At 69.0% G+C, this 19863-nt stretch carries 24 protein-coding genes; 12 read left to right on the plus strand and 12 right to left on the minus strand.

Going from position 1 to position 19863, the window contains the following annotated elements; translation table 11 throughout:
* Positions 1-435: a VOC family protein gene (locus B4A39_RS08050; protein WP_292035206.1), complete on the minus strand. Its 435-nt coding sequence runs from the start codon at positions 433-435 to the stop codon at positions 1-3.
* Positions 436-537: 102 nt separating this feature from the next.
* Between B4A39_RS08050 and B4A39_RS08055 the strand changes: the two genes are divergently transcribed.
* From B4A39_RS08055 to hisC, 3 genes are read left to right on the plus strand one after another with little or no spacing between them, the layout of a single operon-like run.
* Positions 538-1602 carry a DUF2125 domain-containing protein gene (locus B4A39_RS08055; protein WP_292035208.1) on the plus strand — a complete coding sequence of 355 codons (1065 nt, stop codon included), beginning with the start codon at positions 538-540 and terminating at the stop codon, positions 1600-1602.
* Positions 1602-2282: a hypothetical protein gene (locus tag B4A39_RS08060; protein ID WP_292035210.1), complete on the plus strand. Its 681-nt coding sequence runs from the start codon at positions 1602-1604 to the stop codon at positions 2280-2282. The genes B4A39_RS08055 and B4A39_RS08060 overlap by 1 nt, the downstream gene beginning before the upstream one ends.
* Positions 2283-2305: 23 nt before the next feature.
* Positions 2306-3409: a histidinol-phosphate transaminase gene (hisC, locus tag B4A39_RS08065; RefSeq protein ID WP_292035211.1), complete on the plus strand. Its 1104-nt coding sequence runs from the start codon at positions 2306-2308 to the stop codon at positions 3407-3409.
* 24 nt (positions 3410-3433) lie between these two features.
* Here the strand turns inward: hisC and B4A39_RS08070 are convergent, their stop codons facing one another.
* The 4 genes from B4A39_RS08070 to B4A39_RS08085 are packed head-to-tail and all read right to left on the minus strand — an operon-like array spanning position 3434 to position 6390.
* A complete protein-coding gene (locus B4A39_RS08070; protein WP_292035213.1) occupies positions 3434-4147 on the minus strand; it encodes a lysophospholipid acyltransferase family protein in 714 nt (237 codons plus the stop codon).
* The gene (locus tag B4A39_RS08075; protein WP_292035215.1) at positions 4148-4777 is read right to left on the minus strand and encodes a YdcF family protein; all 630 of its coding nucleotides are present in this window, start codon (positions 4775-4777) and stop codon (positions 4148-4150) included.
* 9 nt (positions 4778-4786) lie between these two features.
* Positions 4787-5668, minus strand: coding sequence for a cell division protein FtsX (locus B4A39_RS08080; protein WP_292035217.1), 882 nt, complete (start codon positions 5666-5668; stop codon positions 4787-4789).
* Positions 5665-6390: a cell division ATP-binding protein FtsE gene (locus B4A39_RS08085; protein WP_292035218.1), complete on the minus strand. Its 726-nt coding sequence runs from the start codon at positions 6388-6390 to the stop codon at positions 5665-5667. The genes B4A39_RS08080 and B4A39_RS08085 overlap by 4 nt, the downstream gene beginning before the upstream one ends.
* A 74-nt stretch (positions 6391-6464) precedes the next feature.
* Between B4A39_RS08085 and B4A39_RS08090 the strand changes: the two genes are divergently transcribed.
* Complete coding sequence (locus B4A39_RS08090; protein WP_292035220.1) at positions 6465-7337, plus strand: DUF3426 domain-containing protein; 873 nt, start codon at positions 6465-6467, stop codon at positions 7335-7337.
* A 16-nt stretch (positions 7338-7353) separates the two neighbouring features.
* Positions 7354-7893, plus strand: coding sequence for a phosphoribosyltransferase (locus B4A39_RS08095; protein WP_292035222.1), 540 nt, complete (start codon positions 7354-7356; stop codon positions 7891-7893).
* Between the two features lie 191 nt (positions 7894-8084).
* On the opposite strand, the gene lysA is transcribed toward B4A39_RS08095, so the two are convergent.
* Genes lysA through argH form a run of 3 tightly spaced genes read right to left on the minus strand, consistent with a single transcriptional unit; the run spans position 8085 to position 11022 of the window.
* Positions 8085-9365, minus strand: a complete 1281-nt coding sequence (gene lysA, locus B4A39_RS08100; protein ID WP_292035224.1) for a diaminopimelate decarboxylase — start codon at positions 9363-9365, stop codon at positions 8085-8087.
* Positions 9366-9400: 35 nt separating this feature from the next.
* Positions 9401-9622 carry a hypothetical protein gene (locus tag B4A39_RS08105; RefSeq protein WP_292035225.1) on the minus strand — a complete coding sequence of 74 codons (222 nt, stop codon included), beginning with the start codon at positions 9620-9622 and terminating at the stop codon, positions 9401-9403.
* Positions 9619-11022: an argininosuccinate lyase gene (gene argH / locus B4A39_RS08110; RefSeq protein ID WP_292035228.1), complete on the minus strand. Its 1404-nt coding sequence runs from the start codon at positions 11020-11022 to the stop codon at positions 9619-9621. Before argH ends, B4A39_RS08105 begins: the two co-directional genes overlap by 4 nt.
* On the opposite strand from argH, the gene B4A39_RS08115 reads away from it, so the two are divergent.
* Positions 11021-11626 carry a TlpA family protein disulfide reductase gene (locus B4A39_RS08115; protein ID WP_292035232.1) on the plus strand — a complete coding sequence of 202 codons (606 nt, stop codon included), beginning with the start codon at positions 11021-11023 and terminating at the stop codon, positions 11624-11626. The genes argH and B4A39_RS08115 overlap by 2 nt on opposite strands.
* A gap of 175 nt (positions 11627-11801) precedes the next feature.
* Here the strand turns inward: B4A39_RS08115 and B4A39_RS08120 are convergent, their stop codons facing one another.
* Positions 11802-12836, minus strand: a complete 1035-nt coding sequence (locus B4A39_RS08120) for a 2'-deoxycytidine 5'-triphosphate deaminase (RefSeq protein WP_292035235.1) — start codon at positions 12834-12836, stop codon at positions 11802-11804.
* A 104-nt stretch (positions 12837-12940) separates the two neighbouring features.
* On the opposite strand from B4A39_RS08120, the gene apaG reads away from it, so the two are divergent.
* Complete coding sequence (gene apaG / locus B4A39_RS08125) at positions 12941-13348, plus strand: Co2+/Mg2+ efflux protein ApaG (protein WP_292035236.1); 408 nt, start codon at positions 12941-12943, stop codon at positions 13346-13348.
* Between the two features lie 222 nt (positions 13349-13570).
* On the opposite strand, the gene B4A39_RS08130 is transcribed toward apaG, so the two are convergent.
* A complete protein-coding gene (locus B4A39_RS08130; RefSeq protein WP_292035238.1) occupies positions 13571-14116 on the minus strand; it encodes a GcrA family cell cycle regulator in 546 nt (181 codons plus the stop codon).
* A 231-nt stretch (positions 14117-14347) separates the two neighbouring features.
* On the opposite strand from B4A39_RS08130, the gene B4A39_RS08135 reads away from it, so the two are divergent.
* From B4A39_RS08135 to argF, 5 genes are all read left to right on the plus strand, one after another.
* Positions 14348-15172, plus strand: a complete 825-nt coding sequence (locus B4A39_RS08135; RefSeq protein ID WP_292035240.1) for an ABC transporter permease — start codon at positions 14348-14350, stop codon at positions 15170-15172.
* Between the two features lie 53 nt (positions 15173-15225).
* On the plus strand, positions 15226-16128 hold the full coding sequence (locus tag B4A39_RS08140; protein WP_292035243.1) for a M28 family metallopeptidase: 903 nt from the start codon (positions 15226-15228) through the stop codon (positions 16126-16128).
* Positions 16125-16673, plus strand: a complete 549-nt coding sequence (locus B4A39_RS08145) for a YcxB family protein (RefSeq protein ID WP_292035245.1) — start codon at positions 16125-16127, stop codon at positions 16671-16673. Before B4A39_RS08140 ends, B4A39_RS08145 begins: the two co-directional genes overlap by 4 nt.
* A 77-nt stretch (positions 16674-16750) precedes the next feature.
* Positions 16751-17926 (plus strand): aspartate aminotransferase family protein, encoded by a 1176-nt coding sequence (locus B4A39_RS08150; protein WP_292035862.1) that lies wholly within the window; start codon positions 16751-16753, stop codon positions 17924-17926.
* Between the two features lie 42 nt (positions 17927-17968).
* Positions 17969-18883 carry an ornithine carbamoyltransferase gene (argF, locus tag B4A39_RS08155; RefSeq protein ID WP_292035247.1) on the plus strand — a complete coding sequence of 305 codons (915 nt, stop codon included), beginning with the start codon at positions 17969-17971 and terminating at the stop codon, positions 18881-18883.
* Between the two features lie 87 nt (positions 18884-18970).
* Here argF and B4A39_RS08160 read toward each other — a convergent pair whose 3' ends face one another.
* Complete coding sequence (locus B4A39_RS08160) at positions 18971-19474, minus strand: pyridoxamine 5'-phosphate oxidase family protein (RefSeq protein ID WP_292035249.1); 504 nt, start codon at positions 19472-19474, stop codon at positions 18971-18973.
* Between the two features lie 58 nt (positions 19475-19532).
* Positions 19533-19742, minus strand: coding sequence for a hypothetical protein (locus B4A39_RS08165; RefSeq protein WP_292035251.1), 210 nt, complete (start codon positions 19740-19742; stop codon positions 19533-19535).
* Positions 19743-19863 lie beyond the last annotated feature (121 nt).

The raw sequence follows: 19863 nt of genomic DNA on the forward strand, positions 1-19863 counted from the left end.
TCACCCTTCAAACGTCACCACCACGCTGTCGGCTGAGCGCTCCGCCTCGCCGTGGAAGACCGCCTCGATGTTGTTGCCGTCAGGATCCAGCAGGAAGGCGGCGTAGTAGCCGGGGTGATAGGGTCGCTCCCCCGGGGCCCCGTTATCGGTTCCGCCTGCCTCAAGGCCCGCCTTGTGGAAGGCTTCGACCATGGCGCGGTCCTTGGCCTGAAACGCCAGGTGGCAGCGCCCGGTCGGACGGCCCGCCGCGGCTATGCTGTCGACCGCCGAGACGAACAGTTCGTCGGCCCAGAAGAAGCGTTCGGCCTCGCCGCCGATCGGCACGCCCAGCGCCTCCAGCACCGCGCCGTAGAAGCGGCGGCTGGCCTCCAGGTCGGGCGTCACCAGTTGCAGATGGTCGATCAGCCGACCGCGATGAAGCTGTTGGGTTTCCATGGGCCTTGTCTCCTGTCGGCGCGCGATTCGAACGGGCGACAGCCTGGCCTGTTCCTGCTGACAGGGCGTGTCAGCAGCCGCGCGGCCTGCTAAACCCCGCCCATGACCGAAGCCCACGCTGAACCTGTCCGCCACAGCCGCAAGGGACTGATCATCCCCTTCGCCCTTGTCTTCGTCGGCCTGGCCCTGTGGACCGGCTGGTGGTTCGTCCTGACCCAGCAGATCGAGAAGAAGCTGGAGGGCCGCATCGCCCGACTGGAGCAATCGGGCTGGACCGTGAAGCATGCGGGGGTCAGCACGACCGGCTGGCCGTTGCGGGCGCGGGTGGCGATGAAGCATGTCGACGTCGTCGCGCCCTCGGGTCATGCGGTCGCCGCGCCCGAAATCGTGGCGGAGGCCAATGCCTACAACCCGACCCGGTGGGTCATCGTCGCGCCGGACGGGATGGTTCTGACGCGCGGGGCCAAGGGTAAGGTGGCGGTGCGCGCCGATACGATCCGCATGAGCCTGCACGGCCTGACCCAGCGCTGGCCCAATGTGGTCGTCGAGCTGGCCAAGCCGGTCTTCACCGCCCTTCCCGACGCCGAGCCCTTCCCCCTGTCGAAGGCGGGTCTGGTTCAATTCTACATGCGTCCGCACGTGAGCGGATCCAATGCGCCGACGGACGACGTGGACGTCCTGTTCCGCCTGGTCGACGGCGAGGGTCGTCCCAACGGCCCGGTTGAGGGGCTGACCCAGTCAGGCCGGCTGAACGCTCAGATCGAGGCCGTGATTGAAAAGGCCAGCGCCCTGAAGGGAGCCGACGCCCAGGGGCTGCTGTCCGCCTGGACCGTTGCGGGCGGCCGTTTCGTCGACATGAAGGGCGAACTCGGCGCGGGCGAGAGCAAGACCTTCCTGTCCAGCCCGGCCCTGTCGGCCGACGATAAGGGGCGTCTGGAGGGCGAGGTCTTCCTGCGCGCCGAGAAGCCGCTCGCCGCCATCGTCGGTCTGGCCGGCGCCCAGCAGGGCGGGGCGGTCGATCGCGCCGCCGCCGCCCGCGCCGCCGCCGCCACGCCGCAAGGCGGGAACGGCGATCAGGGGCAGGCCGTCGATCTGGTGTTGAATTTCAAGGGCGGGCGCACCTATCTCGGCCCCTTCGCCCTGGCCCCGGCGCCCCAGCTGTTCTGATGCTGGTCGCACCGCCCGAGGATGCAGAGCGCCTGGCCCTGGACCGCGCCTTGATTGCGGCGGCGCGGGCGCGGGTCGCCGCCGGGTCGCGCGGTTCCGTCGACGCCGACGCCATCGCCTTGCGGGACCTGCTGCGCGACATTCCGACCTCGGAACGTCCGGCCCTGCGCGCCGTGCTTGGCCGGATCGAGGCGGCTACCGGCCCGGCCTTGGCCACCTGCGGGCCGCTGTCGCAGGCCCTGGCCGCCGACCGCTGGGGCCTGATCGGCCGGCCGGCTGCCGAACCAGACCAGGCTCTGGCCACGGCCCGGCAAGGCGGGCGGGCCCTGATCGACCTCGGCGCGCGGCCCTGGTGGGGCAAGCTGCTGGCCCTGCCCATGCTCAAGGTCATCGCCGTCCTGCCCGATGATGCGGCGGGCGCGCCCCGGGCTCTGCTGGTCTCGACCGAGGCCCCCGGTCCGACCGGCGACGACCGTACCTTTTGGGTCACCGACAGTCCCGCCTCCGACGCTCGCATCGTCGCGGCCCTGGGCGAGGCGGGGCTGATCGCCGGACCCCTGGCGGCGGGCGGCGGCTTGAAGCTGTTCGTCCTGACAGGCTATGTGCAGGCCGAGGACGGGCGGCTGACCAACGCCCCCGGCCAGATGAGCGGCGTCATCGGCGCCGCTCCCGTTTACTGATTTCTTCTTCGAGGACGACGCCCATGACCGACGCGCCGAACGCCGCGCCCGCCCCCAAACCCGGCATCCTCGACATCGCCCCCTATGTGGGCGGCAAGGGCGCCATCGCGGGCTTCGCCGAGCCTATGAAGCTGTCGTCGAACGAGAACGCCCTGGGCGCGGGCGAGAAGGCGCGCGAGGCCTATGCGGCCGCCCTGAAGAACATCCACGTCTATCCCGACGGCCGCGCCACCAAGCTGCGCGAGGCCGTGGCCGCTCATCATGGGCTGGAGCCCGAGCGCCTGATCTTCGGCAACGGCTCGGACGAGGTCTTCGCCCTGCTGAATCAGACCTATCTGAGCGCGGGCGACAATATCGTCACCGGCCAGTACGGTTTCCTCGCCTATCGCATCTCGGCCAAGGCCTGCGGCGCCGAGGTCAAGCTGGCCGCCGAGCCGAACATGAAGGCCGAGGTCGAGGCCATCCTTGAACAGGTCGATGAGCGGACGAAGATCGTCTACGTCTCCAACCCGTCCAACCCGACCGGCAGCTGGAACGCGGGTGAAGAGATTCGCCGCCTGCACGCCGCCCTGCCGGCGCACGTCATTCTCGTGGTGGACGAGGCCTATGCCGAGTTCGTGGTCGAGCCGGAGTGGGAGACCAGCTTCGGCCTGGCCCGCGAGGCGTCGAACATCGTCGTCACCCGCACCTTCTCGAAAATCCACGGCCTGGGCGGCCTGCGCATCGGCTTCGGCTATGCGCCGCTGGCCATCGAGCAGGCGGTGGACCGCATCCGCCTGCCGTTCAACGTCTCGGTGCCCGGTCTCGACGCCGCCACCGCCGCCCTTTCGGATGAAGCGCACCAGAAGGCCTCGCGCGATCTGGTGCTGGACTGGCGCCCGCGCATGACCCAAGCCATTCGCGGCTTTGGCTTCGAGGTCTTCCCGTCGGCGGGCAACTTCGTCCTGATCCGGTTTGCGGACGAGAAGCGCACCGCGGCAGCCGCCAACGACTACCTGAATTCCAAGGGCATTATCGTGCGCCCTGTCGGCGGTTACGGCCTGCCCGACTGCCTGCGCATCACCATCGGCACGGAAGACCAGAACCGCGCCGTGATCGACGCCCTCAGCGAATTCGCCGCCAGTTGATCGGCCAGCGACTGACGCTGGGCCTCAGCGGTTCGGCGTCAGCAGGGCGGTCGAGGCGGTTTCGATCCGGCGCTCCAGCTCGGCCATGAACTCGGCGCGTTTCAGACCCGCCGGAATGGGCGGCAGGAACTCGAAAACGATGGTCCCGGGATAGCGCTTGAAGCCGTGGGCGGGCCAGTGAACGCCCGAGTTGGTGGCGACCGGCCAGCAGGGGCTGTCCAGGTCTCGGTACAGGGCGGCGATGCCCGGCTTGTAGTCGGGCGCGGCCCCGATCTCGCCACGCGTCCCCTCCGGGAAGATCAGGATCTGCCGGCCTTCGGCGTGACGCGCGCGGGCCTGACGCACCATGTCCTTCAGCGCCTTGGAGTGGGCCGAGCGGTCCACGGCGATCATCCGCGTCTTCCACGCGAACCAGCCGAAGAAGGGCAGGGGCATCAGTTCCTTCTTCATGACGAAGCAGGCGTCGTCCAGGAAGGCGAACGGGGCGATGACGTCGAGCATGCCCTGATGCTTGGCCGCGATCAGGGCGGACCCGGCCGGGCGATGCTCCAGCCCGCGCACCTCGACCTTGACCCCGGCGATCCAGCGCAGGCCGAACAGAACGAATTTCGACCAAAGCCGGATGACGCCCATGGCCGCGCCGTGCGGCATCAGCAGGGCGGGCGACAGGCCGACGGCGAAGATCACCATCGACAGGTAGAGCCAGAGGACGAAGAGCAGGGATCGGACGGTGGTCATTCAGGCGGTCTCGGGCTGGGTCTGCGGCGCCGATCGTTCCGGGTGGTGGCCCCTCAGGCGGTGCATCCCCTCGCGGCCCAGCACCGCGAGGTACTTCATGTATTCCAGCGTCATCCGCCGTGCGGTGACCGCTGCGCGCCACCAGCGGGTATTGTCCAGAGACGGCGTCGAGACGGCGTAGGGCGTCAGCTTGACCCCCGGCGCGGCGCCCCGGATCTCCAGCAGGCTGCGCGGCATATGGTAGTCGGAGGTGACGACGATCAGGCTGTCATACTGCTTGGATCGCGCCCAGGCCGCGATCTCCTGGGCGTTGCCGACCGTGTTCTCGGCCTCGAAGCCCAGGTCGACGCAGCAGTTGAACAGCTTGGACGAACCGGGCGTCAGGGCGCGCAGTTCCTGGCGGCGCACGTCGCGGTTGACGCCCGAGATCAGCACCCGGCGTCCCTTGTCCAGCTCCAACAGACGGATGGCGGCGTTGACGCGTTCGGCCGAGGGGCCGGTCAGGGCCACGATGGCGTCCGCGCGCGCGGGTTCCGGCGCCGGCGTCAGGCCGCGCACGCGCTCGGCGAAGGCGAACAACCCCACCAGCCACATCAGCGCCACCACGGCGATCAGCGTCAGGAACTTCATGCTGCTTAACTAGCGACGCGCGCCGAGCTTCGCCAGCGCCGTGAAGCGGGCGGCGAGCAGGGCGACGCCAAAGGCCAGAGCCGGGCAGGCGATCAGGATCAGCAGGTCGGTGAAGGCCAGCGGCAGGGCCGGGCTCAGTCCGCCTTCGCCGCCAAGGAGCCGCAGCAGGGCCAGCAGCACGGCGGCGGTCCCCGCTCCCAGGGCGCCCGCGCTCGCCGCCAGTCCCCCGAAACGGCGCTGGAACAGGCCGGCGACATAGCCGTCGGAGGCGCCGTTCAGGCTCAGGGTCTCGATCACGGCGGCCTGGGCCGCCATGCCGGCGCGGGTGGCGTAGGCGATGACCGCCGCCGTCGCGGCCGCGATCAGCAGGAAGGCCGCGCCGGCCAGAGCCGTGATGACGCCGGCGGAGCGTTCGACCTCGCCGCGCCACAGGCTGTGGTCGTCGACGGTGGCGTCCAGCCCGGCTTCGGCCAGGGCGCGGCTGAGCGTGGGGGCGCTGGCTGGCGACGCGGGGTCCAGCCGCACCGTGACCAGATAGGGCAGGGGCAGATCGGGCAGGGCCGCCTCTCCGACCCAGGGCCTCAACAGGGCTTCGGCGGCCTTGCGGTCCATGGCCTCGGCCTCGGCCACGCCCTTGACGCCAGCCAGGGTCTCGGCGGCGCGGGCGGCGGCGGTGGGTCCGGTCTCGTCTACACGCGGGCGCACCTGCACCGTGGCCTCGGCGCGCAGCTGGCGCGCCCAGCCGTGGGCGGCCCGGTCGGCGGCCACCGCCCCGACAGCCGTGATGGAGGCCAGGAAGCACAGCACCGCGACCACCACCATCAGCCAGCGCTCACCGCCGGCCTCGCGCGACAGCAGGCCCGGCCGGCGCTGGAACACGGCGCGGATCACGCGGCGTCTCCCACGGGTTGGCTCTGGCGCAGATGGCCGTTCTCCAGCCTCAGCACGGCTGCCCCGACCCGTTCGGCCAGGGCCTCGTCGTGGCTGGCGATCAGGATGGTGGCGCCCAGCTTGTTCAACGACTGGAACAGCCGCATCAGCTTCTCCCCCATGGCCCGGTCGACGCTGCCGGTGGGCTCGTCGGCCAAGATCAGACGGGGCCGGGTGATGACGGCGCGGGCGATGGCCAGCCTCTGCTTCTCGCCGCCGGACAGGGCCGGGGGGAGGGCGTCCATTCGGTCTCCCAGGCCCACCCAGCGCAGCATTTCGGCGACGTCGGCCGCGTGATCGACCCGGCGTTGACCCGCCAGCGTCAGCGGCAGGGCGGCGTTCTCGAAGGCTGAAAGGTGATCCAGCAGGCGGAAATCCTGGAACACCACCCCCATGCGCCGCCGGAAGGCAGGCACGCCGCCGCGCGGCAGGTCGGTGACTTCGCGGCCGAAGAGGCTGATTCGTCCGGTCTGAGGGCGTTCGGCGAGGGTCAGCAGACGTAAAAGCGAGGATTTGCCCGCACCGGAGGGTCCGGTAAGAAAGTGGAAAGAGCCCTGCGGCAGACTAAGGTTAACGTCGCGCAGGACGTCGGGCCTGTCCGCATAGCCGAAACCCACGCCCCGCAGGCGGACGGTGTCAGGCGCGGATTCGGGGTCGGCGGCGCGTCGGGTCGAGTTTGGCATTCAGGTTTCGTATTGGACCGGGGCGTTGCGGGCGCCTCGACAGGAGGGGGCGTCGAGCCTCGCAGTCAGCCGACATGATACTGACCTGCCCCGCCTGCGCCACCAGCTATTTTGTTCCCGATGAGGCGATCGGTCCGAACGGCCGTCGCGTGCGCTGCAAATCCTGCGGTCACGACTGGCGCGCTACGCTGGAGGACGAGCCTCTGGAGCTGTCCGCCGCCGAGACGCCTGTGGCGGAGCCCGGCTTCGGCAAGCGCGAGGAAGCGCCCGAAACCCTGGCCGAAACTCCCGCGCCCGAGCTGCCCCGCGCCTTCCGCGCCAAGGCCGAGCAGCAGCGCAAGATGCGCCGCGCCGCCGCCCAGGGCGCGGTCTGGGCGGGTCTGGCGGTGGTCTTCCTGGCCCTGCTGGGCGCCGCCTTCGCCTTCCGGCTTCAGATCGTTCAGGCCTGGCCCCAGGCTGCGGCTGTCTACAAGCTGGCCGGGGCGCCGGTGAACCTGGCCGGGCTGGAGTTCGAGGCGGTCGGCGCCAAGACTGCGGCCTATGATCCCGGCAAGGTCGTGGTCTCGGGCGCCCTGCGCAATATTCGCGACAACGAGGTCGTCGCCCCGCCGGTGCGGGTGGCCCTGCTGAACGCCTCTGGGGCCGAGGTGGCCCATCGCATCGTGCGTCTGGAGACGGCGCCGGTCCTGCCCGGCAAGGTGCAGGGCTTCGCCGTCGTCATCCCCGATCCGGACCGCAAGGCGTCGGGCGTGGGCGTCGACTTTGTCATGCCGCCGAAGAAGACACTGGCCGCCGCGTCCCCGTCGTCGCCGCCGCGCATCGAGCAGGCGGCGGTGCGCCCGTCGCGCCGGGCTCCGCCGCCCGCGCCGGAGGAAGGGCTGCGTCGCGCCACCGCCTATGATCTGACGCCGGTGGACGCAGAACCCCTCGACAGCCGCCCCGCCTAGAGAGTATCCGCCGGGCATGGCTGATCTTGACCCGACGCCCGCCCCCACGGTTCTGCTGCCCCAGGCCGAGATCGAGGCGATTGTCGCCGATCTGGCGCGGCGCATCGCCCCCGTCATTGACGACGAGACGGTGGCCGCCGTCCTGCTGACCGGCGGCCTTTGGTTCGCCGCGGACCTGACCCGCGCCCTTTCGCGCGAAGGCCGCAACGTTCGCTTCGACGCCCTGTGGCTGGCGTCTTACGGCGACGAGACCACCAGCCGGGGCAAGATCGACATCTACGCCCCCTATCAGCGGCCCATCGCGGGCAAGCGAGTCCTGATCCTGGACGACGTCTTCGACACCGGCCTGTCGCTGGCCGAGGCGGTTCGGATCACCAGGGAAGCCGGGGCGTCCGAAGTCCTGACCTGTGTCTTCGCCCGCAAGCCCTGGCCCAAGCCGCGCGCGCCTGAGCCTGACTTCGTCGGCTGGGAAGCCCCCAATCGCTTCCTTGTCGGCTACGGCCTGGATCACAAGGGCGGCTTGCGCGGCCTGCCGGACATCTGCGCCCTGGATTAGCGACATCGTCACCCTCTCCCGGCGGGAGAGGGCTGAGCCTCCGAGAGCCGAAGGCGATCGGCCAGGCGAAAGGCTGAGGGGCTACGGCCTCCGTCGGCGTCAGCCGTGGCGCGACGGCTTGCGCCGAAGGCTAGGGCCGACCCTCATCCGACCCTTCGGGCCACCTTCTCCCACCGGGAGAAGGGACGACGTTAGACCTTCAGCCAGTCCGCCATCGGTTCGCGGGCGAACATTTGCTCATAGGTCGGGCGCGGGCGGATGAGGGCCTGGCGGTCGCCGTCGACCAGAACCTCGGCGGCCAGGGGGCGGGTGTTGTATTCGCCGCTCATCACCGCGCCATAGGCGCCGGCGCTCATGAAGACGACCAGATCGCCGGCTTCGAGCGGCGGCAGGTCGCGGTCGCGGGCGAAGGTGTCGCCGGTCTCGCAGACGGGACCGACCACGTCGTAGGGGCGGTCGGCGCCCGCGCGCGGCCGCACCGGCTTCAAGTCGTGGAAGGCGTCGTAGAGGGCCGGGCGCATCAGGTCGTTCATCGCTGCGTCCAGCACGAGGAAGCGGCGCCCGTCGGTCCGCTCGTTGACCTGGATGACCCGGCTCAGCAGGACCCCGGCGTTGGCGGCCATCAGGCGACCGGGTTCGAAGGCCGCTTCGACGTTGAGACCGTCCAGCACTCGCGCGGCCATGGCCACATAGTCGGCAGGCGAGGCGGTTTCGGCGTCGCCGTAATAGGGCACGCCCAGGCCGCCGCCGAGGTCCAGTCGGGTGACGCTGTGACCCTGCGCCCGCAGGGTCTCGGTCATCTCACGAAGCACGCGGAAGGCGTTTTCCAGCGGGGTCAGGTCGGTGATCTGGCTACCGATGTGGCAGGCCAGGCCCACGGGCGTGACGTGCGGCGAGGCGGAGGCGCGGGCGTAGAGGGCCAGCGCTTCCTCGACCGGCACCCCGAACTTGTCGCCCGCGCCGCCGGTGGTGATCTTGGCGTGGCCGCCGGCGCCGATCTTCGGGTTGACGCGGATGGCGATGGCCGGAGCGGCCGACTTCCCGGCCGCCACGAGGATCAGTCGTTCCAGCTCCGCCGAAGACTCGACGTTGATCTGGCGCACGCCGACGTCGATGGCGAAGGCCAGTTCGGCGTCGGTCTTGCCCACGCCGGAGAAGATGATGCGCTGGCCCGGCACGCCCGCGGCCAGGGCGCGACGGATCTCGCCCTCGGACACGGTGTCGGCGCCGCAGCCCAGTTTCGCCAGCGTGGCCAGCACCGACAGGTTGGAGTTGGCCTTGACCGCAAAGGCGATCAGGGCCTCGCCCAAGGCAGACTTGTGGGCGTCACAGGCGTCGCGCAGCAGGCCGTAGTGACGGCGCAATGTGGCGGAGGAATAGACATAGGTCGGGGTGCCGACCTCCGCCGCCAGAGTCTCCAGCGAGACGCCCTCGGCGTGCAGAACGCCGTCCTTCAGGTCGAAATGGTGCACGGGCGGGGAGTCCGGTCGGGAGCGTGGAAGGTGGATCAGCGGGTCGGGGGGCGGCCGAACGGGTCCGAGGCGCCGCTGTCGATCGGATTTTGGCTGGGCGAGGTGTTGATGGTCGCCGGGTCGGGCAGGGGCTTGGCGTTCCGGTCGCGGGGCGCGCGTTCGGTCTGGACGGCGCCGGGCGCTTCCAGATCGGCCATGCGGCCGCAGCCGGTCAGAAGCAGGGCGGCGGCGCCCGCGAGGATCAGGGTCTTTTTCACAGGCGGCTTCTCCAGTCGGCGATGCGCGCGCGGACCTGTTCCGGCGCCGTGCCGCCGAAGCTCTGGCGGCTGGCGCAGGAGGCTTCGGGCGTCAGGACATCATACACGGCTTTGGTGACGCCGGGATGCAGCGCCTGCAATTCTTCCAGCGGCAGATCGCCCAGACCGACGCCCAGCGCCTCGGCCCGCTTCACGGCGGCGCCGGTGACATGGTGGGCCTTGCGGAAGGGCAGGTTCAGTTCGCGGACCAGCCAGTCGGCCAGGTCGGTGGCGGTCGAGAAGCCGGCCCCGGCGGCGGCGGCCATGCGCGGCGTGTTGGGGATGATGGCGGCGACCATGGCGGTCATGGCGGTCAGCGCCAGGTCCAGGGCGTCGAAGGCCTCGAACACCGGCGGCTTGTCCTCCTGCATGTCCTTGGAATAGGCCAGAGGGAGGCCCTTCATGACCGTGGTCAGGGCGACCAGGGCGCCGTTGATGCGGCCCGTCTTGGCCCGGACCAGCTCGGCGGCGTCAGGGTTGCGCTTCTGCGGCATGATGGACGAGCCGGTGGTCAGGTCGTCGGGCAGGGAGGCGAAGCCGAACATCGGCGTCATCCAGACCACGATCTCCTCGGCCAGGCGCGACAGGTGGCCGGCCGCGATCGAGGCGGCGGCCAGGCTTTCCAGGGCGAAGTCACGGTCGGAGACGGCGTCGAGCGAGTTGGCCATCGGGCGGTCGAAGCCGAGCGCCGCAGCGGTCATGTGGCGGTCGATGGGGAAGGGCGAACCGGCCAGGGCCGCGGCGCCCAGGGGGTTCTCGTTCATGCGGGCGCGGGCGTCGGCGAAGCGGCTGGCGTCGCGGCCGAACATCTCGACATAGGCCATCAGGTGGTGGCCGAAGGTCACCGGCTGGGCCGTCTGCAGATGGGTGAAGCCGGGCATCAGGTCGCCGGCGTGCTGTTCCGCCCGGTCCAGCAGGGCGGCCTGCAGGTCCTTCAGTTGCGCCACGGTGCGGTCGCAGGCGTCGCGCACCCACAGGCGGAAGTCCGTCGCCACCTGATCGTTGCGGCTGCGCGCCGTGTGCAGGCGCCCCGAGGGCTCGCCGATCAGCTCCGACAGGCGGGCCTCGACGTTCATGTGGATGTCTTCATAGGCGTCGCGGAAAGGGAAGGTCCCGCCCGTGATCTCGCCCTCGATGACGTCCAGCCCGCCCAGGATGGCCTCGGCGTCCGCCTGCGCGATGATGCCCTGCTGGGCCAGCATGCGGCAATGCGCCCGCGACCCCGCCAGGTCCTGCGCCCACAGGCGTTTGTCGACGCCGATGGAGACGTTGATGGCCTGCATGATGTCGGCGGGCTTGGCGCTGAAGCGTCCGCCCCATAGAGACTGACCTTGAGGGGTGCTGGAAGGCGTGTCGGACATGAGCGGCTCTAAACGGACTTTGGCGGGCGTGGCGACGGCGGTGCTGCTGATCGGCGCGATCAGCGGCGTGGCGCTGCTATACGCCAATCGCGAGGGCGGGGGCAAAGAGTCCGCGTCATCCTCGCTGGCGGTCTACGCCCGGGGTTCGCTGTCTAAGCTGCTGACGCCCGCCCCGGCGCCGGCGCCGGACTATGTCTTCAGGGACGCCGAGGGCCGCGACGTCCGCTTCGCCGACTTCAAGGGCAGGGTCGCGGTGGTCAATCTGTGGGCCACCTGGTGCGCGCCCTGCAAGATCGAGATGCCGACCCTGGCGGCTCTGGCCGCGCACTACCAGGGCCGCGACGACGTGGCTGTGGTGACCATCAGCATGGACGTCGACAAGGCCGTGCCCGAGGCTCGCGCCTTCATCGCCGACCACCCGCCGCTGACCTACTACGCCGATCCCCGGTTCCAGCTGCCGTTCGAGTTTCCCGGCAAGGGCGCCATGCCCCAGACGATCCTGCTTGACCGTGAGGGGCGGGTTCGCGCCGTCCTGACCGGTGAGGCCGATTGGGCGAGCGCGGAGGCGAAGGCTCTGGTGGACGCCCTGCTGGCTGAGGGCTGATCCTTCTCTCCCTTGTGGGAGAAGAGGCGAAGCCTGACGGATGAGGGGTGTCGGCGGGGCCCCCTATTGTTAGGCGGATAAAAGAAAAAGCGCCGCGATCATCTGACCGCGGCGCTCACACTCCTCATCCGAGCGCCTGCGGCGCCCACCTTCTCCCTCAAGGGGAGAAGGGAAATTAGCCCCAGGGGCGGAAGTGTTTCGACAGCTTCAGACCCTGGCTCTGATAGTGGCTGCCGCCTTCGCCATAGAGGCGCGTCGGACGTTCCGTCAGCGGTTCATAGACCAGGCGGGCGACGATCTGGCCGTGCTCGAGCAGGAAGGGGGTGTCGTGGGTGCGGACCTCCAGCACGCCTTTCGAGCCGGCGCCGTGAGCCTCGTCCGTGCCGAAGCCGGGGTCGAAGAAGCCGGCGTAGTGGACGCGGAACTCGCCGACCGAGGGGTCGATCGGGGTCATCTCGGCGGCCTGATCGACCGGAATCTCCACGTCGTCCGACGAGGCCAGGATGTAGAACTCGCCCGGATCCAGCAGCAGCTCGCCGCGACGCAGCGTCAACGGCTCCCAGAAGTCGCGCGGGTCGTGGCCGTCGATATGGTCCATGTTGACCACGCCCGCGTGGCGACGGCCGCGGAAGCCGACAATGCCGTGATCGCCCGCGCGCAGGTCGACGCCGACGCTGCGGGTCTCCAGCTTGGGCGGCTCGCCCGCCTTGAGGCGCAGCTGGTTCAGGCGGGTGCCGGGGCGGACCAGGATGGAGAAGGTCTGGGGCGCGATCTCGAGGTAGAGGGGGCCGTCGTAGCCCTCATCGACGTCGTCGAAGCTGCCGCCCTTGTCGGTCAGCAGGCGGACGAAGACGTCGACGCGGCCGGTGGAGCTTTTCGGATTGGCGCGGGCGTTCAGGCCGCGCGGCAGGCTGAGGCGTTCCTGCAGACGGGCGATGTAGACGCAGCCCTTTTCCAGCACCACGCCGCCCGACAGGTCGATGGCGTGCATCTCCACGTCGTTGATGCGGTCCTCGACCTTGCGCTGGCCGGGCAGGAAGGAGGCGCGCACACGCCAGGCCTGGTTCGACAGACGCAGGTCCAGGCTGGCCGGCTGCACCTGATCGGGGTCGAAGGGGGTGTCGGACTTGATCGCGCCGACGGCGATCAGGGCCTCGATGCCCTGGAAGGGCAGAATGCCGGGCTGGGCGGGAATCTCGAAGGTGCTCATGCCGTCCTGTCTCACACGGTTTTTTCCATCTGTCTCGCTTCGGAATGCGACATCCGCAGCGCCAGACGGGTTGAACCCCGAGGTCGGCGGAAGGCATATAGCCTATGCACGCCCCTCCTGCCTATACCGCCGAAACGCACGGCGTCCTTGTCCGCGTCCGTCCTTCCTATCTGGCGGCCCAGTCGGACCCCGACGGCCGGCGCTGGGTCTGGGCCTATCAGATCGAGATCGTCAACCTGACCGGATCGCCGGTGCAGCTGGTGGCGCGGCGCTGGACCATCACCGACGCCTACGGCCATGTCGAGGAAGTGCGCGGTCCGGGGGTGGTCGGCGAACAGCCGGTGATCGAGGCGGGCGACAGCTATTCCTACGCCTCGGGCTGTCCGTTGGGCGCGCCCTCGGGGTCCATGGTCGGCGCCTACTACATGACCGACGTGGACGGGCGGATGTTCGAAGCGGCGATCCCGGCCTTCAGTCTGGACGTGCCGGATACGCGGCGGGTGCTGAACTAGGGCGAAGCGCGGCAGCCAAAGAAAAACCCCCGCCTTGCGGCGAGGGCGATAGGGCTGCGTCAACCCGGATGAACCGCAGCCCCCTGATTTCATCCGGCAAGCCGGACGAAATCAGTTTCCTTGCGGGCCGCGGTCAAAAGGCTCCGCCTTTTCGACCCGACGCGGCCTGGCGCTTCGCGCGCGCTCAAGCAGCGAGCCGCCGCGCGGCGAGCGCTAGCGCCCTTAGATGTAGCGCCGCAGGCTACGCGCCAGCTCGGTGGCGCCGTCCTTGGACGCGCCGCGGCGGACTTGCGGCTGGTAGGCGACGCGGGCGTGTTCGCCGCAGTAGACGTTTTCCGTGGCGCGACGGCCGCAGAAGCTAAACTCGCGCGACGAGGGGTCGCCGATCGGCCATTTGCACATGTGGGCGCCCAGCGTCATCACCGTGGCCGTGCCGGGCAGTTCCGGCATGGGGGCGGGGGCCGAAGGCTGGACGGCCATGACCGGACGCGGGGCGGCGGCCTCGATGCGGCGCGGGGCCGACGGGGCCTGGACCGGAGCGGCCGGAGCCGCCGGGCGCGGACGGGTGGCGGCGCGGGGGAATGTGGTGCGGGCCGGTTGCGACGGCGCGGCGCGGCCCGACAGGCCCAGGCGATGCACCTTGCCGATCACGGCGTTGCGGGTCACGCCTCCGCCAAGGGTCTTGGCGATCTGGCTGGCGGACTGGCCTTCCAGCCAGAGCTTCTTCAACGCGCCGACGCGGTCTTCAGTCCAGCTTGCTGCGGTCATGGCCACCCTCCCGGGGTTCGGATTCAATATCTTGGGTCGCCAACGGATTTCACCGCCCCGACCTGCTACTAATCGTAAAGCAGGCCTTAAAACACGCAAGATGTGGCAATTCGGCTGTCCACAGAAACCAGATGTAGTGTGGTTAATGTCCCGTTTTGACTCAGTTTTAGGTCGCGTCGAGGAACGACGTGAGCCTTGCGAAACCAGCTTGGCGGGCGCATCTGGGCGGCCATGACGACTGATCTCGCCTCCACCCGCCCCTCGGGCCTGCCCCAGCCGCGTCGCTATGACGGGATCAACTGGGTGGGTCTGCGCACCCTTTACCTGCGCGAGGTGCGCCGCTTCTGGAAGGTCGGCGCGCAGACCGTGGCGGCGCCTGTCGTAACGACCCTGCTCTATATGCTGGTCTTCGTGGTGGCGCTGAAGGGCGCGCGGCCGCCGCTGCACGGCACCCCCTTCGCCGAGTTTGTCGCGCCGGGCCTGATCATGATGGCCATCCTGCAGAACGCCTTCGCCAACGCTTCGTCCAGCCTGATCCAGGCCAAGATCATGGGCACGGCCACCGACTTCCTGACCCCGCCGCTCAGCCCGCTGGAACTGACCATCGGCTTCACCCTGGGCGCCGCGACGCGCGGGGTGGCGGTCGGGCTGGTGACGGCCCTGTGCGTCCTGCCGTTTGCGAAGCTTGGCCTGGCCAATATCGCCCTGATCGTCTGGTTCGGCCTGATCGCCTCTCTGCTGATGGGGATGACGGGGGTGCTGGCGGGTTTATGGTCCGAGAAGTTCGACCACCTGTCGGCGGTGCAGAACTTCGTGGTCATGCCGATGACCTTCCTGTCAGGCACCTTCTACCTGATCGACAGCCTGCCGGAGCCGTTCGCCAGCATCAGCCGCTTCAACCCCTTCTTCTACCTGATCGACGGCTTCCGGGCCGGCTTCATCGGCCATGCCGAGGGCAATCTGATGATCGGGGTGGTCATGAGCGCCGTGCTGACGGTTCTGATGGGCGCGGCCTGCTGGCTGGTGTTCCGCTCGGGCTGGCGTCTTAAGAGCTGAGCCTTTAGGCAGGAGCATCGGCTCCGGGGAGAGGGGCCTCCGGGAGGTCCTTCATGCTGTTTCGTTCCGTTCTCGCGTCCGCCGTCGCGGCGTCCGCGCTTCTGTCCACGACCGCTTTCGCTCAGGATGCGGAGGCGCTGAAGGCCCAGGTCGCCGCCTACGTCCAGCCGTCCAACGCCGAGCGGATGAACGTCGTGGTCAGCCAGCTGCGCGCCGCCGGCTTCGCGCCGACCGTCGAGACCTTTGACGGCGGCGGTCGCGCCGGGCCGATGCAGGGCTCCAACGTCGTCGTCACCATCGGTGAAGGCGCCAAGGAAATCCTGCTGACGGCCCACTATGACGCGGTGAAGCTGCGCGACGGCACCATGTCCCAGGGCGTGATCGACAACGCCGGCTCGGTGGTGGCCCTGATCGAGGCCGCCAAGATCCTCAGGGACAAGCCCCTGTCGCACCGCGTCCGCATCATCTTCTTCGACCAGGAAGAGCTGGGTCTGATCGGCGCCAAGAAGTGGATCGAGGCGCATGGGATCGCCAACGTCGCCGCCGTGGTGAACTCTGACGTCGCCGCCTATGGCGACACCATGATGTACGGCCAGAACAACGGAGCCCAGTCGGCCTTCGTCACCCGCGCGGTTCAGGAGCTGTGCGCCGAACGCGCCATGCAATGCGTCGGCTTCCCTGAGTATCCGCCGTCGGATGACCGCGCCTTCTCGGCGGCGGGCGCGCCGGTGGTGTCGCTGGGCTTCCAGGACCAGGTCGGCGCCCACCAGATGTGGCTGGCCTTCAACGGCGGGGAAGCCAATGGTCTGGCCGAGGGCTTCGTGCCCCAGGTCTTCCGCGTCATCCACTCCAAGGACGACGCCATCGAAGCCGTCGAGGGCGCGACCATCGCCACCGCCGGCGCCACCTACGCCGCCCTGATCCAGAAGCTGGACGCGCAGCTGGTGACGCCGTGATCGTAATCGAGGACGTCAAGCCGACGCCTCGAGAGCAGCGACCGATTAAAAAGGGATGGGGTGCGGTCTGTTGGGCCTGCATCCCCTACACCTATGCCTATCTGGGCGGCCTGCTGGTCTATGGGTTCGCCGTCCAGGCCATTGCCGGTGAGTTTCTACCGCAGCAGTTGTTCAATGTGGTCTTGGTCGGGTCATTTCTGGCGTGGTGGGGAGGGGCGTGGCTGGCTCGCCGAATATGGATGGCGGCGGCGCTGAAGGCGCCGACGGGGCCTCTGACCTGGCGTTGGGCCATCGATCGGGAGGGACTGGTATTTGAGAACAGCCTGCAGGCCAACCGTGTCGATTGGGCTGGAGTAAAGTCGGTCCAGGAAGAGTCTGACCGCTTCGTGTTTCTCGTCACGCCCTCCTACAATCCGGTTCTTCCCAAACGCCTGCTTGATGATGAGCAAGCCGATCGTTTTCGCGCGCTTCTGGCGGAAGCCAAGGCTTCAGGTCGCCTCGGCGGCGGTGTTGACTATCTGGCCCCCTCGTCGGACAAGGCTTGACCCTTTTTGAAGCGGTCCCGTCGCAGATGCGCCGGGGCCGTCTCGCTTTATGGAGTCTGCCTGTGTCCGGTCATCTGATGGGTGTCTACAATCGCGCGCCGCTGGAAGTGGAGCGCGGCCAGGGCGTCCGACTGTGGTCGACCGACGGGACCGAATACCTGGACTGCGTCTCGGGCATTTCGACCAACGCCCTCGGCCACGCGCATCCGAAGCTGGTGCAAGCGGTCAAGGATCAGGCCGAGAAGCTGTGGCACGTCTCCAACATCTTCAAGATTCCGGGCCAGGACGCCCTGGCTGACGCCCTGTGCGCCAAGTCCTTCGCGGACGTGGTCTTCTTCACCAACTCGGGCACCGAGGCGGTCGAGTGCGCGCTGAAGACGGCGCGCAAGTTCCACTCGGCCAATGGTCAGCCGGAACGCATCGACATCTACGGCTTTGACGGCTCGTTCCATGGCCGCACCTATGGCGCGATCAATGCCGCGGCCAACCCCAGCTACACCGAGGGCTTCGGGCCCAAGATGGAAGGCTTCCATCAACTGGTCTGGGGCGACAAGGACGCGCTGAAGGCGGCGTTCGAGAACCCGACGACGGCGGCGATCATCCTGGAGCCGGTGCAGGGCGAGGGCGGCTGCCGCTCGACCCCGGAGGCCGACCTGCGCTGGATGCGCGACATGGCCGACCAGTACGGCGTCCTGATCATCTTCGACGAGGTCCAGTGCGGCATGGGCCGGACCGGCAAGCTGTGGGCCCACGAATGGGCCGGCATGACGCCGGACATCATGGCGGTGGCCAAGGCCCTGGGCGGCGGCTTCCCCATCGGCGCCTGCCTGGCGACGGCCGAGGCGGCCAAAGGTATGACGGTCGGCGCCCACGGCTCGACCTTCGGCGGCAATCCCCTGGCCATGGCGGTCGGTCAGGCGGCCTTTGACGAGGTGTCGTCGGACGCGATCCTGGCCAACGTCAACGAGGTCGCCGGCTATCTGAAGCAGCAGCTTCACGGTTTGGCCGAACGCTTCCCCGACGTGATCGTGGAGGTGCGCGGCAAGGGTCTGCTGGTGGGGGTCAAGCTGATCCCCAACAACCGCGACTTCATGGGCTGGGCCCGCGACGAGGCGAAGCTGCTGGTCGCCGGCGGCGGCGACAACCTGGTCCGCATCCTGCCGCCGCTGAACATCACCCTCGAAGAGGCCCGTGAAGCCGTCGAGAAGTTTGAAACCGCCTGCGAGTTCGCCCGGACGAAGCTGACGGCCTGATCGCCTCGGCCCGGCTGACGCCTCTGACCACGGAGACCTGAGATGGTCCGTCACTTCCTCGATATTCACCGGCTGGACGCCGCCGACCTGCGCGCCATCCTGGACGACGCCCACGCCCGCAAGCAGGCGCGCAAGGGCTGGCCCCAGGGGCGTCCCGACGCCGATGCGCCGGGTCAGGACCGCGTCCTGGCCATGATCTTCGAGAAGAACTCGACGCGCACCCGTTTCAGCTTCGACGCGGCCATTCGTCAGCTGGGCGGCTCGGCCATCATCGCCACCGCTTCGGACATGCAGCTGGGCCGCGGCGAGCCGGTCGAGGATACGGCCAAGGTCCTGTCGCGCATGGTCGACGCGGTGATGATCCGCGCCAACAACCATGAGGACGTCGAGCGCTTCGCCCGCGTCTCCACCGTGCCGGTGGTCAACGGCCTGACCGACCGCAGCCACCCGTGTCAGATCCTGGCCGACCTGCTGACGATCGAGGAGCATCTGGGCCCGATCGAGGGCAAGACCGTCGCCTGGATCGGCGACGGCAACAACGTCTGCCACAGCTTCATGCATGCGGCGGCCAAGTTCGGCTTCCGTCTGAACGTCGCCTGCCCGGCGGAATATCACCCTGACCTGCGCGATCTGGAGAAGGGCGGCGCCCAGGTTCACCTGACCAGCGACCCGCGCGAGGCCGTGGTCGGCGCCGACGTGGTGGTCACCGACACCTGGGTGTCGATGGGCGATCAGGACTATGAGGCGCGTCTGGCCGCCTTCGAGCCCTATACGGTGGATGAGGCCCTGATGGGTCTGGCCAACGCCGACGCGGTCTTCCTGCACTGCCTGCCGGCGCACCGCGGCGAAGAGGTGACGGACGATGTCATCGACGGCCCGCGCTCGCTGATCTGGGACGAGGCCGAGAACCGCATCCACGCCCAGAAGGCGGTTCTCGCCTGGTGCTTCGGCGGCTGAAAGCCCGCCTGCTTCCTTTGAAGAAGAGGCCCTGACGCCTCGCCCGCGGGGCGAGGCTGCTTGAGGGCGAGGCGCGCGACATAGCCTCTACTTCAGGTTGACGTCGGCGACGTCGCCGGCGTCGGGCAGGGTCTTGGTCACATTGGCCTTGGCGATCTCCCAGGCGAACTTGACCAGGCCGCCGTCGCTGACCCAGACCCGGCCGTCGTCGGCGTCGAAGCGCAGGATGGTCAGGTGCGGGTCATCCTTGCCGTCCGGATACCAGGCGGCCAGGACCGGGTTCCAGTAGCGGTCGATGATCGCGCGGTCGTGGCCGTGCACCGACAGATCGCCGTGGATGCAGGCCCAGATCTTCTGGTCCTTCGAGCCATAGCTGAACATGGCGGACTGACCGGGCGTGGCGGCGTCGCGCGCCAGGTCGGTGTCGTCGCGGGTGAAGAACCAGATGGTCCCGGTCTCTTCCTCGCGGAAGGCGGTCATGGGCTGGCTGTGATAGCCGGGCCGGTCCAGGCCGAGCATGCCGGTGTTGCTGTGCTTCAGGCTCTTCCAGAACTCGGCTTCGGCGTCGGCGGGGGTCAGGTCCTTGCTCATCCGGTGGTCCTTTTCTGCGGGGGAGGCAGAAGAACCGTCGACGCGCCGTCCCGTTCCGTCAGCCGGTGGGGAAGGTCCGGCCGCCCAGCACCGAGGCCAGGTGGATCAGCAGCAGCACCGCCAACGCGCCGGCCACCAGCATGATGAAGCGCCACGGCATCATGCGCGGGCCCTTCGACAGGTCGGGCGGCCGCGCCCCGCGCCAGCCGGAAAGGACGGCGACGGCGACGGCCACGGCCAGCAGGATGAGGGTCAGCGAAGGGCTCATGGCGAGGGCAGTTGGCGTCTGGAGCGGCGCTTGGCAAGGCGAAGCGGCGCCAGAAGCTGAATCTAAACGCGACGTTAACCATGCTGGCTTGAAAAGCGCGGAATCGCGATCCAGCGCCGCC

This window comes from Brevundimonas sp. UBA4553, assembly GCF_002387245.1.
GTDB lineage: Bacteria > Pseudomonadota > Alphaproteobacteria > Caulobacterales > Caulobacteraceae > Brevundimonas.

Bases quoted from the DNA above. Each gene is read 5' to 3' on its own strand.
- B4A39_RS08050 (WP_292035206.1), bottom strand. From the start codon at position 435: ATGGAAACCCAACAGCTTCATCGCGGTCGGCTGATCGACCATCTGCAA.
- B4A39_RS08055 (WP_292035208.1), top strand. From the start codon at position 538: ATGACCGAAGCCCACGCTGAACCTGTCCGCCACAGCCGCAAGGGACTG.
- B4A39_RS08060 (WP_292035210.1), top strand. From the start codon at position 1,602: ATGCTGGTCGCACCGCCCGAGGATGCAGAGCGCCTGGCCCTGGACCGC.
- hisC (WP_292035211.1), top strand. From the start codon at position 2,306: ATGACCGACGCGCCGAACGCCGCGCCCGCCCCCAAACCCGGCATCCTC.
- B4A39_RS08070 (WP_292035213.1), bottom strand. From the start codon at position 4,147: ATGACCACCGTCCGATCCCTGCTCTTCGTCCTCTGGCTCTACCTGTCG.
- B4A39_RS08075 (WP_292035215.1), bottom strand. From the start codon at position 4,777: ATGAAGTTCCTGACGCTGATCGCCGTGGTGGCGCTGATGTGGCTGGTG.
- B4A39_RS08085 (WP_292035218.1), bottom strand. From the start codon at position 6,390: ATGCCAAACTCGACCCGACGCGCCGCCGACCCCGAATCCGCGCCTGAC.
- B4A39_RS08090 (WP_292035220.1), top strand. From the start codon at position 6,465: ATGATACTGACCTGCCCCGCCTGCGCCACCAGCTATTTTGTTCCCGAT.
- B4A39_RS08095 (WP_292035222.1), top strand. From the start codon at position 7,354: ATGGCTGATCTTGACCCGACGCCCGCCCCCACGGTTCTGCTGCCCCAG.
- B4A39_RS08115 (WP_292035232.1), top strand. From the start codon at position 11,021: ATGAGCGGCTCTAAACGGACTTTGGCGGGCGTGGCGACGGCGGTGCTG.
- argH (WP_292035228.1), bottom strand. From the start codon at position 11,022: ATGTCCGACACGCCTTCCAGCACCCCTCAAGGTCAGTCTCTATGGGGC.
- B4A39_RS08120 (WP_292035235.1), bottom strand. From the start codon at position 12,836: ATGAGCACCTTCGAGATTCCCGCCCAGCCCGGCATTCTGCCCTTCCAG.
- apaG (WP_292035236.1), top strand. From the start codon at position 12,941: ATGCACGCCCCTCCTGCCTATACCGCCGAAACGCACGGCGTCCTTGTC.
- B4A39_RS08130 (WP_292035238.1), bottom strand. From the start codon at position 14,116: ATGACCGCAGCAAGCTGGACTGAAGACCGCGTCGGCGCGTTGAAGAAG.
- B4A39_RS08135 (WP_292035240.1), top strand. From the start codon at position 14,348: ATGACGACTGATCTCGCCTCCACCCGCCCCTCGGGCCTGCCCCAGCCG.
- B4A39_RS08140 (WP_292035243.1), top strand. From the start codon at position 15,226: ATGCTGTTTCGTTCCGTTCTCGCGTCCGCCGTCGCGGCGTCCGCGCTT.
- B4A39_RS08150 (WP_292035862.1), top strand. From the start codon at position 16,751: ATGGGTGTCTACAATCGCGCGCCGCTGGAAGTGGAGCGCGGCCAGGGC.
- argF (WP_292035247.1), top strand. From the start codon at position 17,969: ATGGTCCGTCACTTCCTCGATATTCACCGGCTGGACGCCGCCGACCTG.
- B4A39_RS08160 (WP_292035249.1), bottom strand. From the start codon at position 19,474: ATGAGCAAGGACCTGACCCCCGCCGACGCCGAAGCCGAGTTCTGGAAG.
- B4A39_RS08165 (WP_292035251.1), bottom strand. From the start codon at position 19,742: ATGAGCCCTTCGCTGACCCTCATCCTGCTGGCCGTGGCCGTCGCCGTC.